General features: G+C 65.8%; 23 protein-coding genes. 8 read left to right on the top strand and 15 right to left on the bottom strand.

Annotation, left to right across the window (positions count from 1 at the left end):
• Positions 1–41 precede the first annotated feature (41 nt).
• A complete protein-coding gene (proS, locus tag DNA98_RS03250) occupies positions 42–1,475 on the bottom strand; it encodes a proline--tRNA ligase (RefSeq protein WP_110525689.1) in 1,434 nt (477 codons plus the stop codon).
• 694 nt (positions 1,476–2,169) lie between these two features.
• On the opposite strand from proS, the gene DNA98_RS03245 reads away from it, so the two are divergent.
• Entirely contained in the window at positions 2,170–2,700 is a 531-nt protein-coding gene (locus DNA98_RS03245) for a GNAT family N-acetyltransferase (protein WP_110525686.1), read from the top strand.
• A 42-nt stretch (positions 2,701–2,742) separates the two neighbouring features.
• Positions 2,743–3,972, top strand: a complete 1,230-nt coding sequence (locus DNA98_RS03240; RefSeq protein WP_110525683.1) for a 2,3-bisphosphoglycerate-independent phosphoglycerate mutase — start codon at positions 2,743–2,745, stop codon at positions 3,970–3,972.
• Here the strand turns inward: DNA98_RS03240 and DNA98_RS03235 are convergent.
• The 11 genes from DNA98_RS03235 to dcd form a co-directional block, all read right to left on the bottom strand.
• Positions 3,969–4,760, bottom strand: coding sequence for an SDR family NAD(P)-dependent oxidoreductase (locus tag DNA98_RS03235; protein WP_110525680.1), 792 nt, complete (start codon positions 4,758–4,760; stop codon positions 3,969–3,971). The genes DNA98_RS03240 and DNA98_RS03235 overlap by 4 nt on opposite strands.
• The gene (locus DNA98_RS03230; protein ID WP_110525677.1) at positions 4,757–5,566 is read right to left on the bottom strand and encodes an ABC transporter permease; all 810 of its coding nucleotides are present in this window, start codon (positions 5,564–5,566) and stop codon (positions 4,757–4,759) included. The genes DNA98_RS03235 and DNA98_RS03230 overlap by 4 nt, the downstream gene beginning before the upstream one ends.
• Complete coding sequence (locus DNA98_RS03225; RefSeq protein ID WP_110525675.1) at positions 5,559–6,506, bottom strand: ABC transporter permease; 948 nt, start codon at positions 6,504–6,506, stop codon at positions 5,559–5,561. The genes DNA98_RS03230 and DNA98_RS03225 overlap by 8 nt, the downstream gene beginning before the upstream one ends.
• 86 nt (positions 6,507–6,592) lie before the next feature.
• A complete protein-coding gene (locus DNA98_RS03220) occupies positions 6,593–8,098 on the bottom strand; it encodes an ABC transporter substrate-binding protein (protein WP_110525672.1) in 1,506 nt (501 codons plus the stop codon).
• Between the two features lie 213 nt (positions 8,099–8,311).
• A complete protein-coding gene (locus DNA98_RS03215) occupies positions 8,312–9,526 on the bottom strand; it encodes a M20 family metallopeptidase (protein ID WP_110525669.1) in 1,215 nt (404 codons plus the stop codon).
• Between the two features lie 9 nt (positions 9,527–9,535).
• Positions 9,536–10,204 carry a tRNA (guanosine(18)-2'-O)-methyltransferase TrmH gene (gene trmH, locus DNA98_RS03210; protein ID WP_110525666.1) on the bottom strand — a complete coding sequence of 223 codons (669 nt, stop codon included), beginning with the start codon at positions 10,202–10,204 and terminating at the stop codon, positions 9,536–9,538.
• Between the two features lie 44 nt (positions 10,205–10,248).
• Positions 10,249–11,265 carry an aldo/keto reductase gene (locus DNA98_RS03205; RefSeq protein ID WP_110525662.1) on the bottom strand — a complete coding sequence of 339 codons (1,017 nt, stop codon included), beginning with the start codon at positions 11,263–11,265 and terminating at the stop codon, positions 10,249–10,251.
• A 100-nt stretch (positions 11,266–11,365) separates the two neighbouring features.
• Positions 11,366–11,986, bottom strand: a complete 621-nt coding sequence (gene hisG / locus DNA98_RS03200; protein WP_110525659.1) for an ATP phosphoribosyltransferase — start codon at positions 11,984–11,986, stop codon at positions 11,366–11,368.
• Positions 11,983–13,080, bottom strand: a complete 1,098-nt coding sequence (locus DNA98_RS03195) for an ATP phosphoribosyltransferase regulatory subunit (RefSeq protein WP_110525656.1) — start codon at positions 13,078–13,080, stop codon at positions 11,983–11,985. Before DNA98_RS03195 ends, hisG begins: the two co-directional genes overlap by 4 nt.
• Before the next feature lie 4 nt (positions 13,081–13,084).
• Positions 13,085–13,705 (bottom strand): peptidylprolyl isomerase, encoded by a 621-nt coding sequence (locus DNA98_RS03190; protein ID WP_110526490.1) that lies wholly within the window; start codon positions 13,703–13,705, stop codon positions 13,085–13,087.
• A 126-nt stretch (positions 13,706–13,831) separates the two neighbouring features.
• Positions 13,832–14,380, bottom strand: coding sequence for a dCTP deaminase (dcd, locus tag DNA98_RS03185; RefSeq protein WP_110525653.1), 549 nt, complete (start codon positions 14,378–14,380; stop codon positions 13,832–13,834).
• A 120-nt stretch (positions 14,381–14,500) separates the two neighbouring features.
• Between dcd and DNA98_RS17885 the strand changes: the two genes are divergently transcribed.
• Both DNA98_RS17885 and DNA98_RS03175 read left to right on the top strand, forming a co-directional pair.
• Positions 14,501–15,700, top strand: coding sequence for an Ig family protein (locus DNA98_RS17885; RefSeq protein ID WP_199489349.1), 1,200 nt, complete (start codon positions 14,501–14,503; stop codon positions 15,698–15,700).
• Between the two features lie 290 nt (positions 15,701–15,990).
• A complete protein-coding gene (locus tag DNA98_RS03175) occupies positions 15,991–16,530 on the top strand; it encodes an inorganic diphosphatase (protein WP_110525651.1) in 540 nt (179 codons plus the stop codon).
• Positions 16,531–16,604: 74 nt separating this feature from the next.
• On the opposite strand, the gene moaA is transcribed toward DNA98_RS03175, so the two are convergent.
• From moaA to DNA98_RS03160, 3 genes are all read right to left on the bottom strand, one after another.
• A complete protein-coding gene (gene moaA / locus DNA98_RS03170; RefSeq protein WP_110525648.1) occupies positions 16,605–17,579 on the bottom strand; it encodes a GTP 3',8-cyclase MoaA in 975 nt (324 codons plus the stop codon).
• A gap of 348 nt (positions 17,580–17,927) precedes the next feature.
• Positions 17,928–18,317 (bottom strand): S1 RNA-binding domain-containing protein, encoded by a 390-nt coding sequence (locus DNA98_RS03165; RefSeq protein ID WP_110525645.1) that lies wholly within the window; start codon positions 18,315–18,317, stop codon positions 17,928–17,930.
• A 223-nt stretch (positions 18,318–18,540) separates the two neighbouring features.
• Positions 18,541–20,736, bottom strand: a complete 2,196-nt coding sequence (locus DNA98_RS03160) for a primosomal protein N' (protein WP_110525643.1) — start codon at positions 20,734–20,736, stop codon at positions 18,541–18,543.
• A 101-nt stretch (positions 20,737–20,837) separates the two neighbouring features.
• On the opposite strand from DNA98_RS03160, the gene DNA98_RS03155 reads away from it, so the two are divergent.
• The 4 genes from DNA98_RS03155 (at position 20,838) to DNA98_RS03140 (ending at position 25,499) form a co-directional block, all read left to right on the top strand.
• Positions 20,838–21,920: an MFS transporter gene (locus DNA98_RS03155; RefSeq protein ID WP_110525641.1), complete on the top strand. Its 1,083-nt coding sequence runs from the start codon at positions 20,838–20,840 to the stop codon at positions 21,918–21,920.
• The gene (locus DNA98_RS03150) at positions 21,866–22,378 is read left to right on the top strand and encodes a GNAT family N-acetyltransferase (RefSeq protein WP_158531595.1); all 513 of its coding nucleotides are present in this window, start codon (positions 21,866–21,868) and stop codon (positions 22,376–22,378) included. Before DNA98_RS03155 ends, DNA98_RS03150 begins: the two co-directional genes overlap by 55 nt.
• Before the next feature lie 46 nt (positions 22,379–22,424).
• Positions 22,425–24,464, top strand: a complete 2,040-nt coding sequence (locus tag DNA98_RS03145; protein WP_110525635.1) for a molybdopterin-dependent oxidoreductase — start codon at positions 22,425–22,427, stop codon at positions 24,462–24,464.
• Positions 24,465–24,575: 111 nt separating this feature from the next.
• Positions 24,576–25,499, top strand: coding sequence for a hypothetical protein (locus DNA98_RS03140; RefSeq protein WP_129865725.1), 924 nt, complete (start codon positions 24,576–24,578; stop codon positions 25,497–25,499).
• The last annotated feature ends 27 nt before the right edge of the window (positions 25,500–25,526 follow it).

Here is a 25,526-nt window from a genome sequence, read left to right as displayed (position 1 = left end):
TAAGAGTATACCCCGCAACTGACCAGCGGGTCATCCGCTCCTCAGTACGCCTTGGCAAAAAGGATCCGCCGGCCGTAGGCGCTGGGGCGGCCGCAACGGATGCAGGGGCCGTGGGCCTCGGGCTCGTCAAAGGGGATGCAACGGGTGGTGGCGGTGGTCTCGGCCTTGATCTCCCGCTCGCACTCCGCCTCGCCGCAGTGGAACACCCTGACGAAGCCCTCCTGAACCTTGGCCTTGAACTCTTCGTAGTCGTCGGCTGCCCAGGTGTGGGTGTCGCGGAACTCGAGCGCCCGCCGGTACAACGCCTCGTGGAAGGCCTCGAGCCTATCGGCTAGGGTTTGCGCCATCCCTTCTATGGGCAGGGCCTCTTTCCCACCCAGGCGCGAGGCCAGCACCACGGTCTTGGCTTCCACGTCGCGGGGACCCAGCTCGAGGCGGAAGGGCACCCCTTTCAGCTCCCACTCGTTGAACTTGAACCCGGGGCTGTACTGGTCGCGGTCGTCGAGGTGAACCCGGATCCCCGCCGCCTTGAGCGCCTGGGCCAGTCCCGCCGCTGCCGCGAGCACCCTGTCGCGGGTGTCCTCCTTGTAGATGGGCACGATCACCGCTTGGATGGGAGCCAGCTTGGGCGGCAGGATGAGGCCTTTGTCGTCGCCGTGGGTCATGATGATGGCCCCCACCGCGCGGGTGGAGAAACCCCAGGAGGTGGTGTAGGCGTACTTGGTCTGGAGGTCTTTGTCCTGGAACTTGATCTCGAACGCCCGCGCAAACTTCTGCCCAAAGTAGTGGGAGGTACAGCTTTGCAAGGCTTTGCCGTCGCGCATCATGGCCTCGTAGGTGAGGGTGTACTCAGCCCCGGCGAATTTCTCCGACTCGGTCTTGCGGCCCTCCCAACCCGGCACCGCGGCGTACTCGCGCAAGACTGCGGCGTAGATCTCCAGCATCCGGCGGGTTTCCTCCTCGGCTTCCTCCTGGGTGGCGTGGGCGGTGTGGCCCTCTTGCCACAAGAACTCGCTGGTGCGCAAGAAAAGCTTGGTGCGTAGCTCCCACCGCACTACGCTATTCCACTGGTTGAGCAGTTGCGGCAGGTCGCGGTAGCTCTTGATCCAGCTCGCCCACATATGCCCGATGATGGTCTCGGAGGTGGGCCGCACGGCCAGGGGCTCCTCGAGCTCCTCTCCTCCGGCATGGGTCACCACCGCCAACTCGGGAGCGAAGCCTTCGACGTGCTCAGCCTCTTTTTGGAAGAAACTCATGGGGATGAACAGGGGGAAGTAAGCGTTTTGGTGGCCGGTCTCCTTGAAACGCCGGTCGAGTTCGCGCTGCAAGCCTTCCCACAGGGCGTAGCCGTAGGGCTTGATGACCATCGTGCCGCGCACCGGGCCGTAGTCCACCAGGTCGGCTTTGAGCACCACCTCGTTGTACCACTCGTTGAAATCTTCAGATTGCGGGGTCAGGCCTCTATCCTTCGCCATACCCGAACATCATAGCGAAACGCCGAGGGCTCGACGCACGCCGTAGGGGCGGGAGCGCTGCCTTAGCCGGGAACTCCGGCGATCTATGCCAAAATGTGCTCTTCCGGATCTATCCGGTGGCCATCTTCAGCAGCCAGACAAGCCGATCCAACAAAGCCGGCCGGGCCTGGTTCACCGAGCGCAACACCACCCCAGCGGGATCTTCGTCCTGGCCTGGGAGGGGAACTACATCTCTACGTACAAGGAAACCGAGTCAACCCCGAGGCCGAGTTCAAACCGGTTCTAGGGGCTCGAGCCCACCGGCAACAAGAACAACCCCGCTGACTGGGAAACCCGGACCTCTCCGGCCTTTGCAATCCGCGGGCTCAGCACCCCCAGGAGGGCCTACGACATACACCGTCCCCACCCTAACCCCCTCTGCGAGTAGTACGCCTTCCCGACAGGGAATCTACCCCGGGTGTACGAGCTTTGCTCGTCCCGACAGGGGATCGTCCCCTAGGTGTACGGCGACACGCCGTCCCGATAGGGAATCTACCCCCGCGTTTAGCGTCTGGCGTTTTGCGTATTGCGTATGAAAAAACGTACGACGTATGACCTAAGTCGCGTTTAGCGTTTGGCGTACGGCGTTACGCCCTTGCCTCGTCTGGGGATAGACTATCCCGCCCGCCACACAAGAGCTAAGCTGTTCCTACACATGGAACTGCGCGGCCCCCGGATACTGCTGCGCCCCCCTCGAGGGGAGGACGCCCCTGACCTCTTCCCGTTGGCCTCTGACCCTCAGCTCACCTCCTATCTGTACTGGAGCCCGCACCAAAGCGAGGAGGAAACCCGGGCTTACCTCGAGCGCCTCGCAGCTAAGGAGGGGATGTTCGTCATCGAGTTCGCAGGGCGAGCCTGCGGGGTGGTGGGGTTGGAGGTGGACTGGGAGAACAAGCTCGGCGAGACCGAGACTTGGGTGGGGCGGCCCTACTGGGGACAGGGCCTCAACACCGAGGCCAAGGTGGTGCTCTTCGACTTCGCCTTTGGACCGCTCGACCTGCGGCGTATCCAGAGCATTGTGCACGTAAACAACGTGCGCTCGCAGCGGGCGTTGGAGAAGCTGGGTTTTCGCCGTGAGGGACTCCTGCGACGCTACCGCTGGATCCGCGGCGAGCCCTGGGATGTGTATATGTATAGCCTCCTGCCCGAGGAGTGGTTGAGCAGCCGACCGCCCATCTATTACTGAACAGGGGTACGGCAGCCCTCCGAAGCCGGGTAGAATGGCCGCATGGACTTATTCCCCATCCTCGAGGAACTCAGCCAGAAAACCCCCTCCAAGATCCTGCTGGTGGTGTTGGACGGGGTAGGCGGTCTGCCCCAGCAGCCCGGTGGCCCCACCGAGCTGGCCGCCGCCAAAACCCCCAACCTCGATGCGCTGGCCCAAAAAAGCGCCTTGGGGCTGCTCACCCCGGTCCACCCGGGCTTAGCCCCCGGCTCCGGCCCTGGCCACCTTGCGCTCTTTGGCTACGACCCCTTCAAGTACCTGGTGGGGCGCGGAGCGCTCTCGGCCATCGGCATCGGGGCCGACTTCCAAGATGGCGACATCGGGGTACGGGGCAACTTCGCCACCTTAGACACCCAAGGCAACGTGCTCGACCGCCGCGCCGGGCGGCCCTCCGACGAGGAGAACCGCCGCATCGTGGCCAAGCTCAAAGAGGCCATCGAGGAGATCGAAGGGGTACGCATCCACTTTTACACCGAGAGCGAGCATCGCTTCGTGGTGATCCTGCGCGCCGCGGGGCTGGGCGACAAGGTGAGCGACACCGACCCCCAAAAAACCGGGGTGCCCCCGCTACAGTCCCACGCCCTCGATCCGAGCGATACGGCCAGCGCCAAGACAGCTGCCATCCTCAACGCCCTCTCGGCGCGCATCCGGGAGGTGCTAAAAGAAGAGCCTAAGGTCAACGGCGCCCTCTTCCGCGGAGTTTCCGAGCGGCCCAAGTTCCCCACCATGGAACAGGTCTACAAGCTGACCCCGGCCTGCGTGGCCAGCTACCCCATGTACAAGGGCGTGGCCAGCCTGGTGGGCATGGAGGTCTTGCCCGTCGAGGGTGCGGAGGACGCCCCGGAGGGCAAGATCAAAGCCTTGCAGGAGAACTGGAAGCGCTTTGACTTCTTCTACCTGCACTTCAAAAAGACTGATTCTACCGGCGAGGACGGCAACTTTGCCGAGAAAGCCCACAAGGTGGAGATCTTCGACGCCCTGCTCCCCGAACTCCTGGCCCTAAAGCCCGACGTGCTGGCCATCACCGGCGACCACTCCACCCCCAGCCTCCTCAAGGCCCACTCCTGGCACCCGGTACCGCTTTTGCTCCATGCCCCTTACCTCCGCAATGATGCCGCCCAGCGCTTCACCGAGGACGAGGCGGCCAGGGGCTCGCTAGGGCACCTGCGGGGGGTGGAGCTGATGCCGCTGCTCTTGGCCCACGCGGGTAAGCTGCAAAAATACGGGGCTTAGAGCGGGGGGGTAAACCGCCCGTCCACAGCCGTCCAGCCGCCGTCCACGAAGATAATCGTGCCGGTGATGTAAGAAGCGGCCTTGGAAGCCAAAAAGACCACCGCCCCGGCCACCTCCTCGGGTTTTCCCCAGCGGCCGAACACGCTCTTAGCCGCGTAGGCGTTGTACCAGTCGGGCTGGTTTTTGATGGGCGCGGTGAGCGGGGTGTCAATCACCCCGGGGCCGATGGCGTTGGCCCGCACTCCCTTGGGGCCGAGCTCGGCGGCCAGGGCCCGGATCATCTGCACCGTCCCGGCCTTGGTGGCCGCGTACACGCCCTGCCCTGGCTCGACCACCAAGGAGCGGATGGAAGAAAAAGCGATGAGGGAACCCGAGCCCCGATCGGCCATCGCCCGACCGGCCTCGGCCAGCAGGTGAAAGGTTCCTTTGAGGTTTACGCTGAGCACCCGGTCAAACTCCTCGTCGGTGTACTCGAGCAGCGGCTTGCGCACGTTGATGCTGGGGGTCGAGACGGCCGTATCGAGCCGCCCGTACTTGGTGAGGATGTTGTTGATCCGGTGGCGCACTGCGCCGCCGTCCAGCAAGTCCAACTGCACCGCTTCGGCCTGGCCTCCAGCGGCCTGGATGCGGGAGGCGGTCTCCTCAGCCCCCTCGAGCCTCAAATCGGCCACCACCACCCTCGCCCCCTGCGCCGCCAGCGCCTCCGCGGCGGCCTGCCCGATCCCTGAGCCACCGCCCACCACCAACGCCACCTCGCCGTCCATCCGGAACATATCCTTGTAGTTCATGATCTCCTCCGGGGATCGAGCCAGTCCCGCAGCCCATCCCCCAACAGGTTAAACCCCAGCACCGCCAGCCCGATGGCCATACCCGGAAAGATCACCGGGAAGGGCGTGAGTTCCTGGTAGCTCTGGGCCTCGCGCAGCATCCGGCCCCAGCTAGGGTTGGGGGGCTGGGTGCCCAGGCCCAAGTACGACAGGGCAGCCTCGGCCAGGATCGCCGCCGCGAAAGCCAGGCTGGCCTGCACTACCAGCGGCCCCAGGATGTTTGGGAGCACGTGCCGAAGCATGATCCGCAGGTTGCCCATGCCCAAAGCCCGGGCTGCTTCGATATAGGGCTGGGCCTTCACCGAAAGCGCGCTGGCCCTCGCTACCCGGGCGAAGGCCGGGACCGCCGCCAGCCCGATGGCCAGCATGGAGGTGGTGACGCCGGGGTTGAAAATGGCCGCCAGCAGCAGGGCGATCAGGAGGGCGGGAAGGGCGTAGAGGGTTTCTAAGAGCACCGATAACCCCTGGTCGAGCCAGCCACCAAAGTAACCGGCTAAAACGCCCAGCACCAATCCCAGCGATAAGCCGATGCCCACCGCCACCAAGCCCACGTACAGGGCGTTCTCAGCCCCGGCCAAGACCCGCGCCAGCGTATCCCGCCCTAGGATATCCGTACCCAGCGGGTGGGCCAGCGAAGGGGGAGAAAGCCGGTTGGGGGTGGTGGCGTTGGGGTCTACGGGGTTGAACGCGCTCGCCACCACCATCAGCAGGATCAAGGCGAGGATCGCCCCGCCGATCCGCAGCGAAAGCGGCATCCGGCTAGGCATAACTCACCCTCGGGTCGAGCAGCGCGTACAGCAGATCCACGATCAGGTTGAGCAGCACGATAAAGCTGGCCATGGTCAGCACCACCCCCTGCACCAACGGGTAGTCCCGCGCGCTGATGGCCAGCAAGGAGAGCGAGCCCAGACCGGGGATACCGAAGACCGTCTCTACCACCACCGTAGCGATGAGCAAGCTGGCGAACTCCAGCCCCAGCACCGTCACCACCGGCAAGGCCGCGTTGCGCAGGGCGTGTTTGTACAGCACCACCCGCTCGGAGAGCCCCTTGGAGCGGGCGGTGCGCACGTAGTCCTGGTGCAGCACCTCGAGCACGCTCCCCCGCACCAGCCGCACCAGCAGCGAGGCGCTGGCCAGCCCCACAGTGAGCACCGGCAGCACCAAAGCCGCCATGGCCTTGGCCGGTTCCCTCCAGCCGCCGATGGGGAAGCTCGAGGGCAAAGGCAACTTGAGCCAGACGATAAAAACGTAGATAAACATCAACCCCACCCAAAACGAGGGCAGCACGACCCCCAACAGCGACCCCGCCGACACCGCCAGGTCCGCCCAGCTCCCGGCCCGCCGCGCGGCCAAGATCCCCAAAGGCACCGCGATCAACGTCGCCAGCAGGAGCGCGGCGATCACGATGGGCAAGGTGATCCCCAACCGGGCGGCAATAAGCCCCGAGATCGAGGTCTCGTAGCGGATGCTCTGGCCCAGGTCGCCCCGCAACACCCCGCCCAGCCAGTTCAGGTAGCGCTCGAGGGGGGGTTTATCCAGGCCCAGGCGGTGCTCGAGCGCAGCCACGTCGGCGGGGGTGGCGTCGATCCCCAAGATGGCCTGCGCGGGGTTGCCGGGGATCAAGAGCAAAGCGCCAAACACCAGCAAGGTCGCCAACCAGAGCGTGACGGCTGCAAAGGCCAAGCGGCGAAGGATATAGGCAAACATCGCAGCAACTAACGGCCGAAGGCGCGGGGCTGGAAGCAAGCTCCCCTTGCTCCAGCTTCGGCTACCCGAAAAGCGGCATCTTTAGCCTATTTTTGCCACCATACCTCGGCTACGGCGATGCCCGGAGAGAGGCTGGAGCCAGGCCAGTTCTGGAGGTTGGCCCGGTAGGCCCCCAACGCAGGCAGGCTCATGGTGAAGACCGCGGCGGCATCCTCGGCCAAAAGGCGCTGGGCCGCGGCCAGGTTCTCGCAGGCTTTTTGCATGTTGGGGGCCCGCAAATAGGCGGTGAACAGCTGCTGGAAGCGGGGGTTGTTGTAGCGCCAGTAGTACTTGGGGTTGGCCCAGTTGCCGATGTCGTTGGCCTCCACGTGCCCGATGATGGTCATGGCGTAATCGGCGTTGGTGAAAACCCGCTGGATCCAGGTGTTGAAATCCACCACCTGGATGTTTACCTGGAGCATCGGCCCCAACTTGTTGAGCTGGGCCACCATGGCCTCGCCGATGCGGCGCTCGTAGGGGAACTCAGCGGCCAAGGTGTAGGTGAACTTGAGGGGGTTCTGGGCAGTAAATCCCGCCTCGGCTAGGAGCTTACGGGCCTCCTCGGGATTGTAGGGGTTGAAGTTCGAAAGGTCTACGTAGCAGGCCTCGCCGGGACTGCGCATCGAGCCGATCTTGGTGCCGTAACCGAGCATCGCGCCCTGGATGAGTTCGTCCTTGTTGGTGGCCAAGGTGATGGCCCGGCGCACCCGCACGTCGTTGAAGGGGGGGCGGCTGTGGTTGAAACCGGCTACGGCCTCGGCGGTGCCGGAGCCGGAGAAGACCTTGAAGCGGTTGTCGCGGCTTAGCACCTGGGCGTTTTCGGGCAAGAGGCTATAGGCGATCACGTCGAGGTCACCGGCGCGTAGGCCCGCGAGCTGGGCATCGCCGTCACCCAGGAAGCGGAAGTTCACCCCGTCCAGGTAGGGTAGGTTAGGGATGTAGTAGTTGGGGTTGCGCTCGAGCCGTACCGCTACCCCGCGCTCCCACGCAGCGAAGCGGAAGGGGCCGGTGCCGATGGGTTTGGCTCGTAAATCCTCGAGCTTAGCCCCGCTGGGGGTGATGAGCGACTCGGGCCGCGAGAGGGTGAACAAAAAGTCGTTGTTGGGCTGACGCAGGGTAAACACCACCGTATAGGGGTTGGGTGCGGTCACGGCCGATATGTCTTTGTACAGGTCAGGGCGCAGGTGACCGGAAGCCTTGGTGTCGGGGTTACGGGCCCGGTTGAACTTGGCCACCACGTCGGCGGCGGTGAAGTCGGAGCCGTCGTGGAACTTCACCCCGCGCCGCAGGTTGAAGGTGTAGGTTAGCCCGCTGTTCGAGACCGTCCACCTCTCGGCCAAGGCGGGGACGATCTCTCCCTTGGCGTTGCGCTTGACCAGCCCCTGCAGCACGTTGTCATAGACCACCCGCGAGATATCGGCCCCGGCCACTTGGGTGGGATCCCAGGCGGCGGGCTCGGTCTGGATGGCGATGGTGAGAGTTCCGCCCCGGTTCTGGGCCCAGGCAAGGCCCAGCAAGGCCAATAATCCGACGAACAACCAGCGTCTGCACATGACAGTTCCTCCTGAAGAAGGTGTTTTCGCGGGTTATATTCGCGCCGGAGCGGGGTTCTGCGTATCTCAGGCGGACCGACGGGGCCCTTACCCCTCGGCCCTCGACCCTTCACCGGGCGAGCCCTTCTCAGGCTCCCCGGCCCAATGGCAACTTTTTAGCTCTGAGACACGTTCCATTGGTGCGTCCGTGGGTTCACAATATCACACCGCCCTCTAAGTGGGGAGAGGGCCGGGATCGGCCAGAAAGAGTACGCTGGTCGCGGCGTAAAGCCGGGCCGCGGCGATGAGCTCCTCGAGTTCCACGTATTCGTCGGCCTGATGCGGCAGGGTGCGCCCCCCGGGGCCGATGGTGACGATGGGCAGCCCCGCCCAGGCCCACAGGAACGTGCCGTCGGTAGCCCCCGGCACCCCGCCATATTGAATTGGCATCCCCAGCAGCCGGAGGGCCTCTTGGGTAGCGCGGACGACACGGGCCTCCCCAGCCGTCTCGGTAGCCGGGCGGTCCTCGAAGACCTCGAGCTCAGCCGTCACCCCGGGATCCAAACTGGTCGCAAGGGCCGCCCGCAGCCGCCCTTCGATCTCCCGGTGATCCTGGCCGGGGTTGGTGCGGATATCCAGGCCCACCCTTACCCGATCGGGGATCACGTTAAACTGGCCCTCCCCTGCGAGGCCCTGGAAGACCGTGGGGGTGAGCCAGGGTTTTCCCAGATGCTCGTGGAAGCTCTCGGAGTGGAGTTCGCTTTGGAGGCGGCCCAACTCGGCCACAAACCGCGCCGCCGAGGGGATCGGGTTGGCCCCGGCGTAGGGCATCGCTCCGTGGGCCATCCGGCCCTGGAAGTGGATCCATACCCGCATCGCGCCCTTTTGCCACAAACAGATCTGGTTCTCCTCCGGCTCACAGACGATGGCCCCGGCGAAGCCTTGGGCGTGCCCGGCCCGGACAAAGGCCTTGACCCCCAGCATCAAGCCCTCCTCGTCGCATAGCAAAGCTAGGCGCAGGGCCTTGCTGGGCTCCCCCAGGACCTCGCCGACCGCCTGAGCCGCCACAACCGCCGCCGCCAACCCTCCTTTCATATCGCAGGCACCCCGCCCGTAGAGCCGGCCACCCATGATCCGCCCCTCGTAGGGGGGGACCGTCCAGCGCTCGAGGCTCCCGTGCGTCACCACGTCGGTGTGGCCCTCGAGGATAAGCCCTCCCGGCCCCTTTCCCAAGTCCGCGATCAGGTTGGGGCGGCCTGGCGCTACCTCTTGAACGGCGGTCTCAAACCCCCGTTCCCGCAGGTAGGGCTCGAGGTACTCCACCACCGGCCCTTCGCCGGGGCCGGGGTAGTAGCTCTCGATCTGAACCAGCTTTCGCGCCAGGCGCACCACTTCCTCGGCGTCCACAGCCTGAGCGGCTTGTTGGGCAAGGTGCTGGGCGTTGGGCAAGGGTTCCTCCTACCACAAGATCTCGCCCTCGGGGCCAAGGGGGGGGTAATCCCGCCCCTCCTTGCGGCAGCGCTCGGCCCAGTCGGGATAGGCCCATTCAAAAAGAAGGCGCTGGCGTAAGGCGGGCTCGAGCCTAGACCCATCGTACATCCCCAAGCGCATCCGCTGGCGCTGGGCCTCGAAGAGGATCACCGCCGCCGCGACCGAAACGTTGAGGCTTTGCACCATGCCCATCATAGGGATAACGATGTGCCCGTCCGCTAGCGCAGCCGCCTCTTCAGTCACGCCCCACTTCTCGGTACCGAGCAGGATGCACGTAGGCTGGGTGTAGTCCACCTCGCGATAGTCCACCGCCACAGGCGAGAAGTGCGCGGCGTAGACGATGAACCCTCGAGCCCGCAGCTCCGCGAACGCGGCGGGCGTATCGGGATGGAGGCGTACCCCCACCCACTTGGCCGCGCTTCCCGAGGTGGCGGCGGTGGGGCGGCTGGGGTTTTTGTCCTCGGGGATGCCGTGAGCGGCGGGGACCAGGTGGGCCTCGAGCACCCCCACCGCGTCACAGCTGCGCAGCACTGCCGAGAAGTTGTGCCATTTGTGGACCCGCTCCATCAGCACCGTCAGGTCGGGCTGGCGGCGATCCAACACCGCATTGATCTTCCTCCAGCGCTCGGGCGTCACGGGACGATTATGCGGAACGCAGAACTCTCCGGGCAAGACGCCCCTCAGACCTCCCGCTCGGTCCTCGAGCGCGGCCAATCGGAGACCTGGTCCAGCGCGGCCACCTCTTCGCGGCTTAGCTGCAGGCTGGCCGCGGGCATCAGCTCGCGCAGCTGGGCTACGCTGTTGGCCCCGACGATCGGCGCGCTCACGTAGGGCTTGGCCAACAGCCAGGCCAGCGCGACCTGGGCCGGAGGGATCCCTCGCTGCCGGGCGAGCTCGAGCACCTTGTCCAAAATGGCCCAGTTCTGCTCGCTGTAGCGCCGGTTGGTGATCTCCTGGGCCCGCACGCTTTCGGGCAAAGGCTGGTCGCGGCGGTACTTGCCGGTGAGGAAGCCACCCGCTAGGGGGCTATAGGGGATCACCCCGATCCCGTAGGTCTCGCACACCCGAGCGATCTCCCGCTCGAAGTTGGCCCGGGTGGGCTGGGTCAGGCTGTACTCCGGCTGCAGCGAGATAAAACTCTCGTAGCCGTACTTATCTGCAGCCCACAAGGCCTGCATGAGCCGCCAGGCGGAGAAGTTGGAGGCCCCAATGTAGCGCACCCAGCCCCGCCGCACCAGATCGCTGAGGGCGGAAAGGGTCTCCTCGATGGGCACCTGGTTGTCCACCCAGTGCACCTGGTAGAGGTCGATGTAATCGGTCTGCAGGCGACGCAGGGAGTCCTCGGCCGCACGCAGGATCCACTTGCGCGACAAGCCCTCCCGCTGTAAGGGGTGGCCCCGCCCCTCCGAGCCGTTTGGGCCCATGGGGCCGCGTACTTTGGTGGCAATCACCACCCGCTCGCGGTTGCCGCGGCTTTTCATCCAGCGCCCGATGATCTCCTCCGAGACCCCGCCGGGATTGCCCGCGGCCCAGTTGGTGTAGATATCGGCGGTGTCGATTAGGGTGCCGCCCATCTCCACGAAGGCGTCCATGACCTCCTGCGCCGTGGCCTCGTCCGCCGTCCAGCCGAACTGCATGGTGCCGAGGGCGATCGGATAGACAAACAAACCGCTTCTTCCCAGCCTGCGGTAGCTCATGGAGGGCATCATATCCCCGCACCTCGAGTGGCCCAAGTGAGGGAGGAGACTTTTTAGCTCGCTTCAGGAGGGGCGCTGCCTGCTTAGGATGAGCGAAGCGCTAAACCTGCTCCCGCAACTTGGCGATCAGCGGGCGCAGCAGTTCGCTCTTGAGCTTTAGGGCCTGGCGGTTGACGATGAGCCGGGCCGAGGAATAGGCCAGCACCTCGACCTCCTCGAGCCCGGCTGCCCGGATCGAGGCCCCGGTCTGCACCACGTCCACCACCGCATCGGCCAGGCCGGTAACCGCAGCGAGCTCGACATTACCCGAGAGCTCGAGCACGTCCGCTACCCAGCCGCGCTCGCGCATCACCCTGGTGGTGAAGTTGGGGTATTTGGTGGCGATGCGGCGGATGGGGCCGGTGCTTTCGGGATGGCGGATGAGCGAGAGGCGGCAAACCCCGGTGCGCAGGTCCACCGGCTCGTACACGTCCCGTCCAGACTCCAAGAGCACGTCCTTGCCCACCACCCCGGCATCGGCGATGCCCAAGTCTACGTAGAGCGGCACGTCGGCGTTGCGCAGCTCCAAAATGGCGATCCCACCCTCCCGCCCGTGGATCATGGTGCGCTCGCCTTGGACTTTGGGAAGCTCGAGGCCAGCTTTTTGCAAAGCCGCGTAGCCGTCTTCAAAGTTGCGCCCTTTGGGCAGGGCCAGAACCAGGGAATAGCGTCCGCGGATCACGGGATCTCCTCGAGCCTTCCCTCCACCGCGATGAGGGGGATTCCCCGGCTGCGGGCGTAGCGCCGCAGTGCGGCGAGATCATCGGTCCAGGCCAGCTCGACCCGCTGCCCCTGGGCGCGGAGCTGTCGGGCTAGGGCCCGGTCCACGGCCAGCACCTGGGGCACCCCGGCCTCGCTCGGCAAGCGTAAGGCCTCCATGACCCGCTCGAGCCCCACGGTAAAGCCACAGGCCTGCGGCAGGAGGGTTCCGTCGTAGCGCCCCCCGCCCAAGAGCGGCAGGCCGAAGTCCTGGGTGTAAGCCTGGAAGTTGATCCCGGTGTAGTAGTCTAGGCGCCGGGCCCGGCCCAGGTCGAGAAGCAGCGGGACCTGGGGGAGGAGGGTCAGCACCTCCTCGAGCCAATCGAGGTCGGCTTTGGCCTTTTCGCTCAGGCTGAGCCTGTGGGCCTCCCTCAACACCTCGCGCCCGCCGTATAGATCGGGCAGGGCCAGAATAGACGGCGCCAGGTGGCCCACGCGGTACGCCTCGAGCAGGCTAGCGAGTTCAGGGATATTCTTGCGGTGGATGACCTGGCGCAAAGCCTCGGTCTTGGAGGGCTCAAGACCGACAGACTCCAGCAAATCCCGCACCAAGGAAGGCAACCCCACTTCGATCTTGGCCCCCACGAAGCCCAGGGCTCGCAGGGCCTCCCAGGCCAGCTCGAGAACCTCCGCATCGGCCTGGGGGCTCGAGACCCCTACCAGCTCCACCCCAAACTGGGTGTACTCGCGCACCCGCCCCAGCTCGGCGTCGGCCTCGCGCAACCAGACCTGCCCGGCGTACTGGTAGCGCACGGGGAGGTGTTCAGGCGGGAAGGCCTCGACCAGGTTGGCCAGGGCGCTGGTGAAGTCCGAGCGCAACGCCAGCACGTCCCCGGTCTTGTCCACCAGCTTAAACGAGCGCTCGGCCAGCACGTGGCGGGGATCATACAGCTCGAGCGCTGGAAGCTCCACCAGCTCATACCCCCACCCATGGAACAGCGCAGTAAGCCGCTCGGCAAGCTCGCGCCGCAACCGGGCCTCGGGGGGAAGGTAGTAGCGGGTACCCTCAGGGATCATGGGCTCATTTAGCCCTGGCCAGGATCTTTACCGCCAGGATCTTATCCCGTGCCTCGCCCCGAGCCGGGTTGGCCACCCCTTCGGTGGGGGCGAGTTGCTTCACCACGTCCATGCCCTCGGTAACCTGGCCGAAGATGGTGTACTGCTGGTTGAGGTTGGGGGTGGGGCCGTAGGTGATGAAGAACTGGCTGCCGTTGGAATTGGGGTCGAAGGTGCGGGCCATGCCCAATACGCCCTCCTTGTCGTAGTTGAGGCTGGGGGTGACCTCGAGGCCAAAGCGGTACCCCGGTCCACCCGTCCCGGTGCCGGTGGGATCGCCGCTCTGGGCCACGAAGCCGGGGATCACCCGGTGCCAGACGAGGCCGTCGAAGTAGTGGTGGAGGGCCAGAAAGACGAAAGAGTTGACCGTCTTGGGGGCTTGCTCTTCGTAAAGATCTACGGTGAACTTGCCCTTGGTGGTCTCAAACACGGCGTAGTAGTCCAGGCCTGGCCGCAAGACATCCTCGGGCTTGGCGAACTGGCGCACGGGGGTTTGGGACAGGTAAGGTAAGGTTTCCATTCCAGATTCTCCTTGCGGGGCGGCGGAAGGCTGGAGAGAAGCCGAACCGCTGGTGGCCGCCCTCATGCCGATTCCCCCGGTCGTACCCCGGGAAACGAGCAGCGCCACCCCGCCCACCACCAGCAGCAGCACAACCGCGACGGCCGCAACTCTCATCCGGGATAGTCTACCGCAAGAACCCCGTCCTTCCCGTCAGAGCTTGGGCAGGGTGATCCCCTTCTGCCCTTGGTACTTGCCCTTGCGGTCGGCGTAGGTGATCTCGGGACGCTCGCCTTGGAAGAATACTAGCTGCACACAGCCCTCCCCCGCGTACATCTTGGCCGGAAGCGGGGTGGTGTTGGAGAACTCGAGCGTGACGTGCCCCTCCCAGCCGGGCTCGAGGGGGGTGATGTTGGCCACGATGCCCACCCGGGCATAGGTGCTCTTGCCGATGGCGATGGCCAGCACGTCGTCGGGCATGCGGATATACTCTACTGATCGCGCCAGCACGAAGGAGTTGGGAGGGATGATCACCTCGTCGCCCTCATAGTCCACGAAGCTCTTGGGATCCAAACCCTTGGGATCGGCGATGGTATGGAAGACATTGGCAAAGATCTTCCACTCCCGCGCAGCCCGCAGATCGTAGCCGAAGCTGGAGAGGCCGTAGCTGATCACCCCCTCGCGCACCAGGCGCTCCTCGAAGGGTTCGATCATGCCCCTTTTGGCCTGCTCGCGTATCCACCAGTCGGGTTTGATGCTCATCGTTCCACACTATACGGGGTGCTGAGACGGCGCAAAAGCAAGGTGGAAGCAGCTACGACCTGCCGCAATCATGAAGCTTTATCCGAACTTACTCTCATGAGGTCAAACTAAGTTAAGACCATGCGTGTCTTTCTTCTGGGGCTTTCGCTGGTACTGGCCGCCTGCGGCACCGACCAGGGGGGTTCCAAGCAGCCATTGAATATCAATACCAGCCTGCCGCCGGCCTATGTGGGCGATCCCTACAACGCGACCTTCACCGCCGACGGCGGGGTGCAGCCTTATACCTTCAAGCTCGAGGGCTCCCTCCCTAAGGGCCTTACCTTCAACCGCACCGGGCTCAGCGGCATCCCCCAGGAAAAGGGAAACTACAAGCTTCGGCTCATCATCGAAGACGCAAACCTTTCCAAAACCTACAAAGACCTCACCCTTGTCGTCTCCGATCCCCCCCCGCCCAGGCTGACCCTGGTGCAACCGCAGTCCGAGGTGAACCAACCCTTTATCCTGCTGCTTCGGCTCGAGGGCCGCGAGTCACGGGGGTTCCAGGCCCAGATTCCCTTGAAGGACCTAAAGCCGGCGCTGGAAAGCCTGCAAGCCCAGGCGGGGGTCGTTTACGTGGCCCGCTACAACCCCGAGCGCGAGGTGATGGACCTGGACGTGGCCTTCACCCAGCCTAGGCGGGACCTCGAGGTGCTGCGCCTGACCCTCTCCCCTACCAAGGCCCTGCGCCCGGCGCTCCAACCCCGGGTGGCCTTCTATGACAAGGAGGCTAAACCCTTCCCCAACAACCCCTCCTTTGAGCGGGCCACCGGCGAAGGCAAGTACACCTATGCCGACCTGCTCACATTGGCCCAGAACTTTGGCAAGAAGGCCAACCCCCAGACGCCGGGCACCCAAACCCCGCCCCCGCCACCCTCGGCTCCTCAGCCCGCAGCCCCGCCTGCTCAGACCTCACCCGCAACCACCTCACCGGCCCCTCCGTCGCAACCCAACCCGGAGCAAGCCCAGCAACCGGCTCCCCAACAGGCCGCTCAGACCCCGACCGATCAGCAAACCCCCCCCGCGCAGGCCCAACCCCAGCCGACCCCCAAACCCAACCTTCCCGGCGACCTCAACGAGGACGGGGTGGTGGACCAGAAAGACCTCGAGCTGCTGCGCTCCTCCTACCGCTGGAGCAACGTGGGCAACCCCGCCCCGACCCCGGTCCAACCCCAGCAGCCCGGCCAGACCTCACCGAATCCCCCCGCGCCGCCCTCCCGTGGCAACACGGGTGAGCAGGACAACCCTGCGGAGGGAAATTCTTCGGGGAACAGCGGTAAATAGCCACCAGCCGGCCGGGGTGGAGAACCAAACCGCGCCCGCCGGTGTCGTACGCCATGCGCAATACGCAAAACGCCAGACGCTAAACGCGGGGGATGATCCCCTATCGGGACTGGCGGAGCCGGTACACCTAGGGTAGATTCCCTATCGGGACGGGCTACGCCCGTACACCTGAGGGACCAATCCCCTTCGTTCGACGTATGACGTTTGACGTACGCCCCCAGGCGTGAGGCCGCGCAATGCCCCACCCGCTATGACCCAACTCTTGCACTGCGGGTTAGAATACTCCCGCTATGGCGAACCTCAAGAATTTGCCGGTTGGCAAAAAAGCCCCCGAAATCGTACACATGGTCATCGAGATCCCCCGCGGCTCGACCAACAAATACGAATACGACCCCGAGCTCGAGGCCATCAAGCTCGACCGGGTACTTCCCACCGCCCAGTTCTATCCTGGCGACTACGGTTTTATCCCCTCGACGCTGGCGGAGGACGGCGACCCCCTGGACGGGATCATCCTCTCGACCTACCCGCTCTTGCCGGGGGTGGTGGTGGACGTACGGATCATCGGCATGGTGGACATGCAAGACGAAAAGGGCGGCGACGCCAAGATTTTGGGGGTGGTGGCCGAAGACCCCCGCTGGGATCACATCCAGGATCTATCCGACGTTCCGGCGGCTACCAAGGCGGAAATCCAGAACTTCTTCGAGACCTACAAGGCCCTCGAGGCCCATAAGGGGAAGTGGGTCAAGGTGACCGGCTGGGAGGGCCGGGAGCGGGCCGTAGAGGAAGTCAAGGCCTGTATCGCGCGCTTCCAGGCGGCCAAAGACCGCTGATAGACAGGGGGCTCGAGCGGGCGGCGACCGCTCCCGGGCGTTTTTGGGTTTAGCGCGGCTAAGCCGGTCGCGCCCTAACCCCCGATCCCCACCATCACCCGCTCGCGCAGCTTAGGCAGGGTGTTGCCAAAAGCGGGCTTGCGGTCGGTGGCCAGAAGGATAGCATCTACCAGGGCCTCTACGGGGTTTTCCGCCTCGAAGGCCCAGGCGATGTCCAGCTCGAGGTCGGTGAGCAAGCAGGGGCGGAGCTTTTTATCGGAGGTCAGGCGTAACCGCGAACAACTAGCGCAGAAGGGCTCGGTCACCGGGTTGATGAATCCCACCGTGCCCACTGCGCCCGGGATCTGGTAGACCTTCGCCGGGGCGCTGGGGTCGGTGGCCAGCTTTCGCAGCGGGCCGAAGTGGGCCTCGATTTTGGCCCGGGTCTCGGCTCCGGCGACAAAGCGCGAGCGGTAGAGTTCGGGGTTGGAGTTGTCGAGGTGCATGTACTCCAAAAAACGCACATGTAAGGGCTTATCCAGCGAGAGGGAAGCCAAAGGGATGACCTCTGCTTCGTTCATACCGCGGATCATCACGGCGTTGATCTTCACCGGGTGCAAGTTCAGCTCCCAGGCCGTCTCGATGGCTTCCCAGACCCGCTTCACGTCCCCACCCCGGGTCATGGTTCTGAAGACCTCGGGCGTCACCGCGTCCATCGAGAGGTTGATGCGGCCCAGCCCGGCAGCCACCAGCTCCTTAGCTTTGCGCTTGAAGAGCATGCCGTTGGTGGTGATGGCGATATCGGGAATGCCGACCTCGTGCGCGGCCTCGATCATCTGGGACAGCTCCTTGCGCACCAGGGGCTCCCCCCCGGTGAAGCGCACTGCCTCGAGGCCCAGCAAGCGCATGGCGGTGAGAAAGTTGCGCACGTCCTCTACCGTGACGGCGCCAGGGGGTTCGCTTTGCTCCCAGCCCAGAGGGTGGCAGTACAGGCAGTGCAGGTTGCAACGGGGCGTTACCGAAAGCCGCAAATCCTTGATGAGGCGCCCGTAGTTGTCGAATAGCTTCATGCATTCCCCCTGGACCGTGAAAGCTTAGGGCCGTATCGCATTTTAATGCAATACGCTCTCCATAGCAGGTCAGGCGAATTACAAATGTCCGCTGGGGCTGGCGGCACGATTGGCTCGATCCACCGCGACTTACGTCGTACGCTATACGCAAAACGCTAAACGCGGCTTACGTCGTACGTCTTACGCTAAACGCGGGGGACGATCCCCTATCGGGACCGGCAGGGCCGGTACACCCGAGGGACGATCCCCTTTGGGACGGCGTACCGCCGTACACCTAGGGGACCGATCCCCTTCGTATGACGTATGACCTACGACGTCTAAGTCAGCACAAATCAAGCCACCAGACCACTAGCGCCGCCCACGCCCGCCCTTACCTTTGCCGCCGGGCTTCTTACCGCTCCCACTCCCCAAGCCACCCGAGCCGCGCAAAAAGCTCTTGAGCTTGTTCTCGAACTCCGGCGCTTGTCGTGGAAGCCGCTTGGGCCGGGGGGGTTCGACCGGGGCTGGGGTGAGTTCCTTGATGGAGAGGTCGAGCCGTCCCTTATCGTCACGCCCGAGCACCATCACCTGGATCACCTCCCCTTCCGAGAGGTGGTCCCGCACGTTCTTGACGAACTCATGGGCGATTTGGGAGATGTGCACCAGCCCAGATTCTCCGTTGGGAAGCTCGACAAAAGCCCCAAAGTCCATGATCCGCGTGACGCGGCCTTCCACGATAGCACCCGCTTCAATTTGCATTCAGTTTTTCCTCCTGTTGCTCGCTGGGCAAAGCAACCAGATTTCTCGCCCCTGGGGGATCGAGGTCGTATACGCCCCGCAGAGGTCGAGCACAAAGAGTGGGGGATCTCACGACTGCCTCACTATAGCACGGAAAGGTCGGGAAATAGGCAGGTCCTGGGCCCGCCCGCACCCAGCGCGCACGTTATGGCCCGAAGCGCCCCGTTTGGACGATGAGAGCAGATCAGTCCTCGAGCAGTCCCACGAAGCTCTGCGGGTCGGGATCCAGGCGCACCCGTACCCCGCGGAAACGGGGTAGGTCGCGGATCAACTCGCGCAACCGCTCGGAGGTGCTGCGCAGCAAGAGATGGAAGATGAACTGGTTGCGCACCCGCGGGATCGGCGCGGGGACCGGGCCCGCCCCGAGCATCTCTCCAGGCTCGAGCCGGGGGGCCAAAGCCAGGGCTAGCTGGTTTGCCGCATCGCGGGCGACGGGCTCCTTGGGGTGGCTAACCTCGAGCTTGAGCATCCTCTTGACGGGTGGGTAGCCCAAGGCCCGGCGCAAGGCCAGCTCGCTGCGGGGAAAGGCTTCTGGGTCCCCAGCTTGCAGGGCCTCGTGGGCCGGATGGGCCGGTTCGAAGGTTTGCAAAGCGATGAGCGGGCGGCGGCGGGGGTGCAGTTCGGTGAGCTGCCACAACAGCCGGTGGTAGCGCTCGGCGGCGCGAAAGTCGGACTCGAGCACGAACCCGTCGGCGTAGGGTAACAGCACTAGGGCCAGCTCGGGCAGCACCGGAGCTCGCAATACCGCGGTGGTCCCGACCAACACTCCCGGCTGGCCGCCCAGCAGCGGGCTCAGGTCGTCTTTGAGTTCAGCGCTATAGCGGAATAGGGGCAAATTTGGCAGGTGTTTTCTCAGCTCGTCCTGTACCCACTCCACCCCGGGTCCCTGAAAGTCGAAGGTCTCCGACTGACACTGGGGGCAGAGTTGAGGGGCCGTCTGCTCGAGGCCACACTGGTGGCAGATTAAAACCCCAGCCCTCGTATGCGGGCTGCGCAAGGCGGCCCGAGCGCCCTTGTGGTAGCGCAGCGGTACCGCACAGTTGGAACACATGGCCTTCCAGTCGCAGCGGTGGCAGCGCAGGACCGCGCTATACCCCCGGCGGTGGGCTAGCACCACTGCCTGGCGCCGTTTCTCCTCCACCTGGCGCAGCAACGCCACCGCGGCCCCGCTCAAGGGGTAACCCCGCTCCTGGTTGAGGTTTAGCAGGTGTACGCGCGGTCGGGGCGGAGGGAAGCTCAGCCCGGGCTGCTCGAGGGTCTCCACGCTGGGCACTTGGGAGAGGTAGGTCAAGGGCACCCGCAGGAGTTCGGCGCGGCGCTCGGCCAGGCGCACGCAGTGGGCCCGCGAGCCCGCCGGGAGCTTATAGGCCTCGCTGGCCTCTTCCACCACCACGATCCGCCGCGGGGTGAAGGGCAGCAGCAACCCCTGGTAGGTGGCGAAGACCACCCCGCCCGTGCGGAACCCAGCAAACTCCTGCCGCCGCAGCTCAGCGGAGAGTTCTCCGTGGAAGGGACGGGCCTGAGGGAAGTGTTCTAGCCAGCGCTCAAGCAGCGCCACCTCGGGAAACAGGACCAGGGTTGGGCCCTGGGAGGCGATCCCGGCCAGAAGGCGCAGGCGGTCGCGCAGCCGACCCCCGTTGAGCCGGGCCGGAACCTCAGGCAAGACGAGCGGTTCCAGCGGGCTGCCCCCGGGGAGGGGCGGCTCCAGCCTGCGCTCCTGCCAGCCTGCATATCCCTTTTCCAGCAGGGTCTTGACCACCCCCGGCCCTACCCCCGCCTGGCGGGCCAGCTCGGCCATGCTGGGGGCTTCGCCCAGCTCGAGCAGGGTGCGCAGGGCTGCTTGGGCCTTGGCGGAGAGGCCCGCATCGGGCTCGCGCAGCGGGATGAGAAATTTGCGGCTGGGGCGATCCGCCCGCACCTCCTCTTCTAGCACCCCGGCCTCGCGCAGCATGTCCAGGAGACGGGGGTCATAGCCTCGGGCCTCCTGCCACTCCAGCAGATCCCCCATCCCCGCCGGAAGTATGCTGGGCGGGGCTCCCGGCACCAGCCGCACCCGGTGGGTGAGGGGGGGCTCGAGGAAGGGCAAGAGATCGTCGAGCAGGGTACCCAGGGGGCAGAAACAATCTTGCGCTGCGGCGTGCAAGAAACCTAGCTCTTCCGGACGTAGCCAGGGCTGCTCATCCAGATAGGCCACGGCCTCGCGCAGGGTAAAAGCCCGCTGGCTATCGGCCTCTACCGCAGTAACGATCCCCACCCGCAGCTCACCGCGCCAAGGCACCACCACCCGCTGCCCCAAAGCCTCGCGCCCATCTCCGTGCGGAGGGCGGTAGGACATGGCCTCCAGGGGCAGTGGGAGGGCGACTTTGAGAACGGTGGGCATAGTGTGGTTCAACCTGGTGCTTAACTCTACATGGATAGACCGGGCGGGCCGAAGAGGTCCCAGGTGTTGAGCATTTGAGGCCTGGCGTTTAGCCTAAGCTGGTGCGTTGGGCTGTGCTGCTCTCGGGCACCCTCCTGTACGCGGCTTTGTACAGCGCTGTGCCGTTGCTCCCGGCCCTCGAGCGCCTCTTTGGCGCCCCTCCCGGCTCGGCGGGGCTGGGCATCAGCCTGCCGTTTATCGCGCTGGTGCTATTTTCTCCCCTAGTGCCGCGCTTGCGGCTCCCGGTAGGGCGGGTTGTGGGTGGAGGTCTCCTAGGGGTGGGGTTGCTGGGGGGCTTCGCGGCCTTGGCCCCTACGCTCGGACTGTGGCTGGTGGCCCGGGCCTTGCAGGGGGTCGCGGCGGCGGCCGTTCCCGGACTTTCGCTCGCGCTCCTCCCGCGCCTTTTTCCCAAGCGGGCCCAGGAGATGGCCGGGCTATGGGTGGCGGGAAACGTGCTGGGTGGAGGGCTGGGGCGGGCGCTGGGGGGATTTTTGGGAGAGGTGGTCGGGGAACGCCTGGCCCTTTTGCTCCTGGCGCTGCCCGCAGCGGTTCCGGCCTTCTGGCTTTTGCGCGAGCGAGAAACCCTCACCCTCCCGGCCCCCAGCTATAACCTCAGGGCTTGGCCGCTCTACCTGATGGGGTTTTCCCTGTTGTTTATCAACTTCTTCGTCGCCAACCTGTTGCCCTACCGGCTCGAGGGGTTGGGGCTCTCCAAAGCTCAGATCGGCGGGGTGATGCTGGCCTACCTGGCCGGGATCCCTGGGAGCGCCCTGACCGGGCCGCTGGTGCGGAGGTTGGGCGAGGTGAGGGCGGTGCGGCTGGCGTTCTCGCTTGTGGTGCTGGGGTTGCTGGTGCAGCTTCCAGAGCGATCTTTCGCCATCGTGTTGGGGTTCGTGGGGATGATGGCCGGGCTCTTCACCGCCCAGGGCATTTGCGGGGGCGCCTCGGGTCGGCAAGGCAGCGGGGTGAGCAGCACGTATGTGGCCGCGTTCTACCTGGGGGGGACGGCGGCGGGGCTGGTGTATCCACCCTTTTTGCACTTGGGCGCGGGGCCAGCGCTGGGATTGGCCGCTTTGATAGCTGCGCTATCGTGGGGGCTGGCGAAAAGGGCGCTCGAGGGTGGGGCAGGAAGGAGCCCGGCATAGCTCGCCAACGGCTGCGGCTGGCCCCCGCAGACGAGGCGGGGCGAAGGCTGATCGAAGCCTGGTTCGAAGACCCAGAACTCGCCCGCTGGCTCTCCCCACCCGACGCGGTCTGGAGGCTGTTGCGCCACCGCGCGCCCGGCGTCGAGCCCTGGCTGGCCTGGCAGGGGCAGGAGGCGGTGGGCTACGTGCAGGGCGAGCCCGACGAGCACGACCCCACCGCCTTCCACTTCGCCTTCGCGGTGCGCCCCGACCTGCGCGGGCGGGGCTACGGCAAGCGCATCGTGCGGGCCATGCTCGAGCACCCCGGCCTCGCCCGCTACCGGCGCTTCGTGGCCTCGGTGGAGCCCGACAACCACGCCAGCCTGCGCTCGCTGCAGGCCCTGGGCTTCGCCCCCCACAGCCTCGAGCCCGACGAAAGCGGCTTCCTGGCGCTGGGCTACGCCCGCCCCGACCCGTAGGAACCAGGTGACAAAGCCGCGTGGCCCGCGCGGTACGATAGGGAGCATGACCCGTACGGCTCGAGCCACCTGCCCCCTGGACTGCCCCGACGCCTGCTCGCTGATCCTCTCCATCGACGAGGAGGCGAACCGGCTGCTGAAGGTCGAGGGCGACCCCCGCCACCCCTTCACCCAGGGCTTCGCCTGCGTCAAGACCTACCGCTACCCCGAGCGCAACCACCATTCCCTGCGCCCCCTCTACCCCATGCGCCGCGCGGGCCCCAAGGGCTCGGGCCAGTTCGAGCGGGTGAGCTGGGAGGAGGCCCTGGACGAGATCGCCAGCCGGCTGCGCGAGGTGCTCGAGCGGCACGGCGGCGAGGCGGTGCTGCCCTACCACTACGCCGGGACCATGGGCCTGCACCAGTACGCCCATCCCCTGGCCTTCTTCCGCGCCATCGGGGCCTGCGAGCTCGACGAGACCATCTGCGCCACGGCGGGCGCGGCGGCCTGGGAGGCCACCTATGGCTCCCCCCGCTACGGCGTAGACCCCGAGGACGTGCCCGAAGCGAAGTTCATCTTCCTGTGGGGCATCAACTCTTTGCACACCAACACCCACCTCACGCCCTTCCTCAAGGAAGCCCGCCACCGCGGGGCCAAGATCGTCCACGTCGATCCCTACGAAAACCTCACCTCCCGCTTCGCCGATGAGCACGTCAAGTTGTGCCCCGGCAGCGATGGGGCGCTGGCCTACGCGATGGCCCACGTGATCCTGCGCGAGGGGCTCTACGACGCGGCCTACTTGGGGCGCGCCGCCCAGGGCTTCGAGCAATACCGGGCGGTGGCCCTGGAGTGGCCCCCCGAGCGGGCCGAAGCCGTCACCGGCGTCCCGGCGGCCACCATCGAGCGGCTGGCGCTGGAGTTTGCCCGCGCCAGGGTCAGCCTCATCCGCACCAGCTACGGCATGACCCGCCACCCCGGCGGGGCCAGCGCCCAGCGGGCGGTGCTGCTGCTGCCCGCCCTCATCGGGGCCTGGCAGTACCGGGGCGGGGGGGCCCTGCTCACCACCTCGGGGGCCTTCCGGCTGGAGCGCACCTACCTGGGCGGGGCCCACCTGCTCGCCGAGAAGCACGAGCACAAAGGCTTTTTTCGCCCCAACCCCGCCGTGCGCCACGTCAACATGACCCAGTTCGGCAGCGCCCTGACCCGGCTCGAGCCCCCCATCCGCATGCTCTTCGTCTTCAACTCCAACCCCGCGGTGGTGGCCCCCCGCTCCGACCTGGTGCAGCAGGGCCTAGCGCGGGAGGACCTCTTCACGGTGGTGCTCGAGCAGGCCATCACCGAGACCGCCCGCTACGCCGACTACCTGCTGCCCGCCACCACCTTCCTCGAGCACCCCGACCTCTACACCGCCTACGGCCACTTCTACCTCTCCTGGAACGAGGCGGTGATGAGGCCGCAGGGCGAGGCCCGCCCCAACACCTGGGTCTTCGCCGAGCTGGCCCGGCGGCTCTCCCTGGAGGAGCCCACCCTCTACTGGAGCGCCGAGGACCTGGCCCGCAGCCTCCTCGCCAGCGGCCACCCCTGGCTCGAGGGGATCAGCCTCGAGCGCCTCAAGGCCGAGGGCTTCGTGCGGCTCCACATCCCCCGCCCCTTCCTGCCTTTCAAGGACGGGGCCAACACCGACAGCGGCAAGGTGCGCTTCGATCCGCCCCCACCGGTGATCCTCACCGAGCCCGACGAGGAGTTCCCCCTCATCCTCATGACCCCGCCGGCCAAGCACTTCCTCAACTCCACCTACGGCCACCTCGAGCGGCTGGTGCAGGGCGAAGGCGGCGAGCCGGTGCTGCTGGTGCATCCCGAAGACGCCGCCGCCTGCGGCGTGCAGGACGGCGGGCGGGTGCGCATCTGCTCCCGCCACGGCGCGGTGGTGCGCAAGGCCCGTGTGAGCCAGGCCCCCATGCCGGGGACGGTGGTGCTCGAGGGCACCTGGTGGGAGGCCCCGGCTCCCGACGGCAAGGGCATCAACTGGCTCACCGGCGAGCACCTCACCGATATGGGAGAGGGAAGCACCTTCCACTCCAACCCGGTGCGGCTCGAGCCTGTATAGAAGCCCTCTTGCGAGGATCCCTACAAAACGCCGATCCTTACGGGGTTGTTCCGGGATCGCGCGCAGAGATCACAGCCTCGGCGTGCGGCTTGGCCTAGCCTCTAGATTAGGATGGCTGATCGTGGGACGGTCCGAAGCCTCAGGCCGATCCTCTTCTCCAACGCCCCCGCCTCCTGGCCTAAGGTACGTATGGCTGAGCTTCCGCCCGAACGCTCGCTCGCCAGCGAGTCGGTGGCGCGGCTTTCCTTCCTGAACGCCCTGGGCGAGAGCCTCGAGGGCAGCGGCATCGAAATCCTCGATCTCGACGCGCTGCGCCTGACCCCGGAGGGGCTCATCGAGGTGCCTTTACGCCTCAGTTCTCCGGAGGGGGAGTTCGACGTGTTTTTCTACCCTCAGGCCACCCCTCAGGCCGCGGCCCACTACTGGGCCTTGCAAGAAGTTGCAAGCCGCTGGCGGCGGCTACGGCCGCTTTACTACTGCTTCGAGAACCTGCTGCGCCTCTACCCCAGCCCACCTTACCCCCTACAGGTGGCCCGCCATGATCGGCTTCACCTCCGCCCCACAGAGGGGCTGCCGCACGGCCAGTATGCGATGTGGTGGGCCACCTATCCCGGCGAGTCTTTCCGGGAGAGCCCCACCTTTAGCGTCTACGAGCAGATATACCGCGAACTTTCCGGCCTCGAGGCAGAAGGGTTTGCCCTGATCCTGCTCGAGCTGGGCCTGATTGAGCACCCCCAGGACTTCACCGCCCTGCCTCACCCACAGCGGCTCGAAATCCCAATGCAAGGCCCCGAGGGCCTCTCCCTGGTAGCCTCCTTCGTAGACGGGCGTGGGGTGCGCTTTCACTTTCCTATCTGGGTCACCCCGCCCGAGCACCGCGACGCCTTTTTGGCACTGTTCCTGAGGCGGGTGCGAAGCTGGAGGGAGCAAAACCCCGCCCTCCGTTCCGGAGAGAGCCAGGCCTACGCTTGGTGGAAGGCGTTGGGAGGAAAGCTCGAGGGAAGCATCGAGGCGGTGGGGCTGCTCAGCCGGTAGCCCACGCCCAGCCTCTAAAAGGGGTAG

It is taken from the genome of Meiothermus sp. Pnk-1 (genome assembly GCF_003226535.1).
Lineage (GTDB): Bacteria > Deinococcota > Deinococci > Deinococcales > Thermaceae > Allomeiothermus.
Note: the sequence above shows the minus strand (reverse complement) of the source record. Positions and strands in the feature narration are given on the sequence as shown.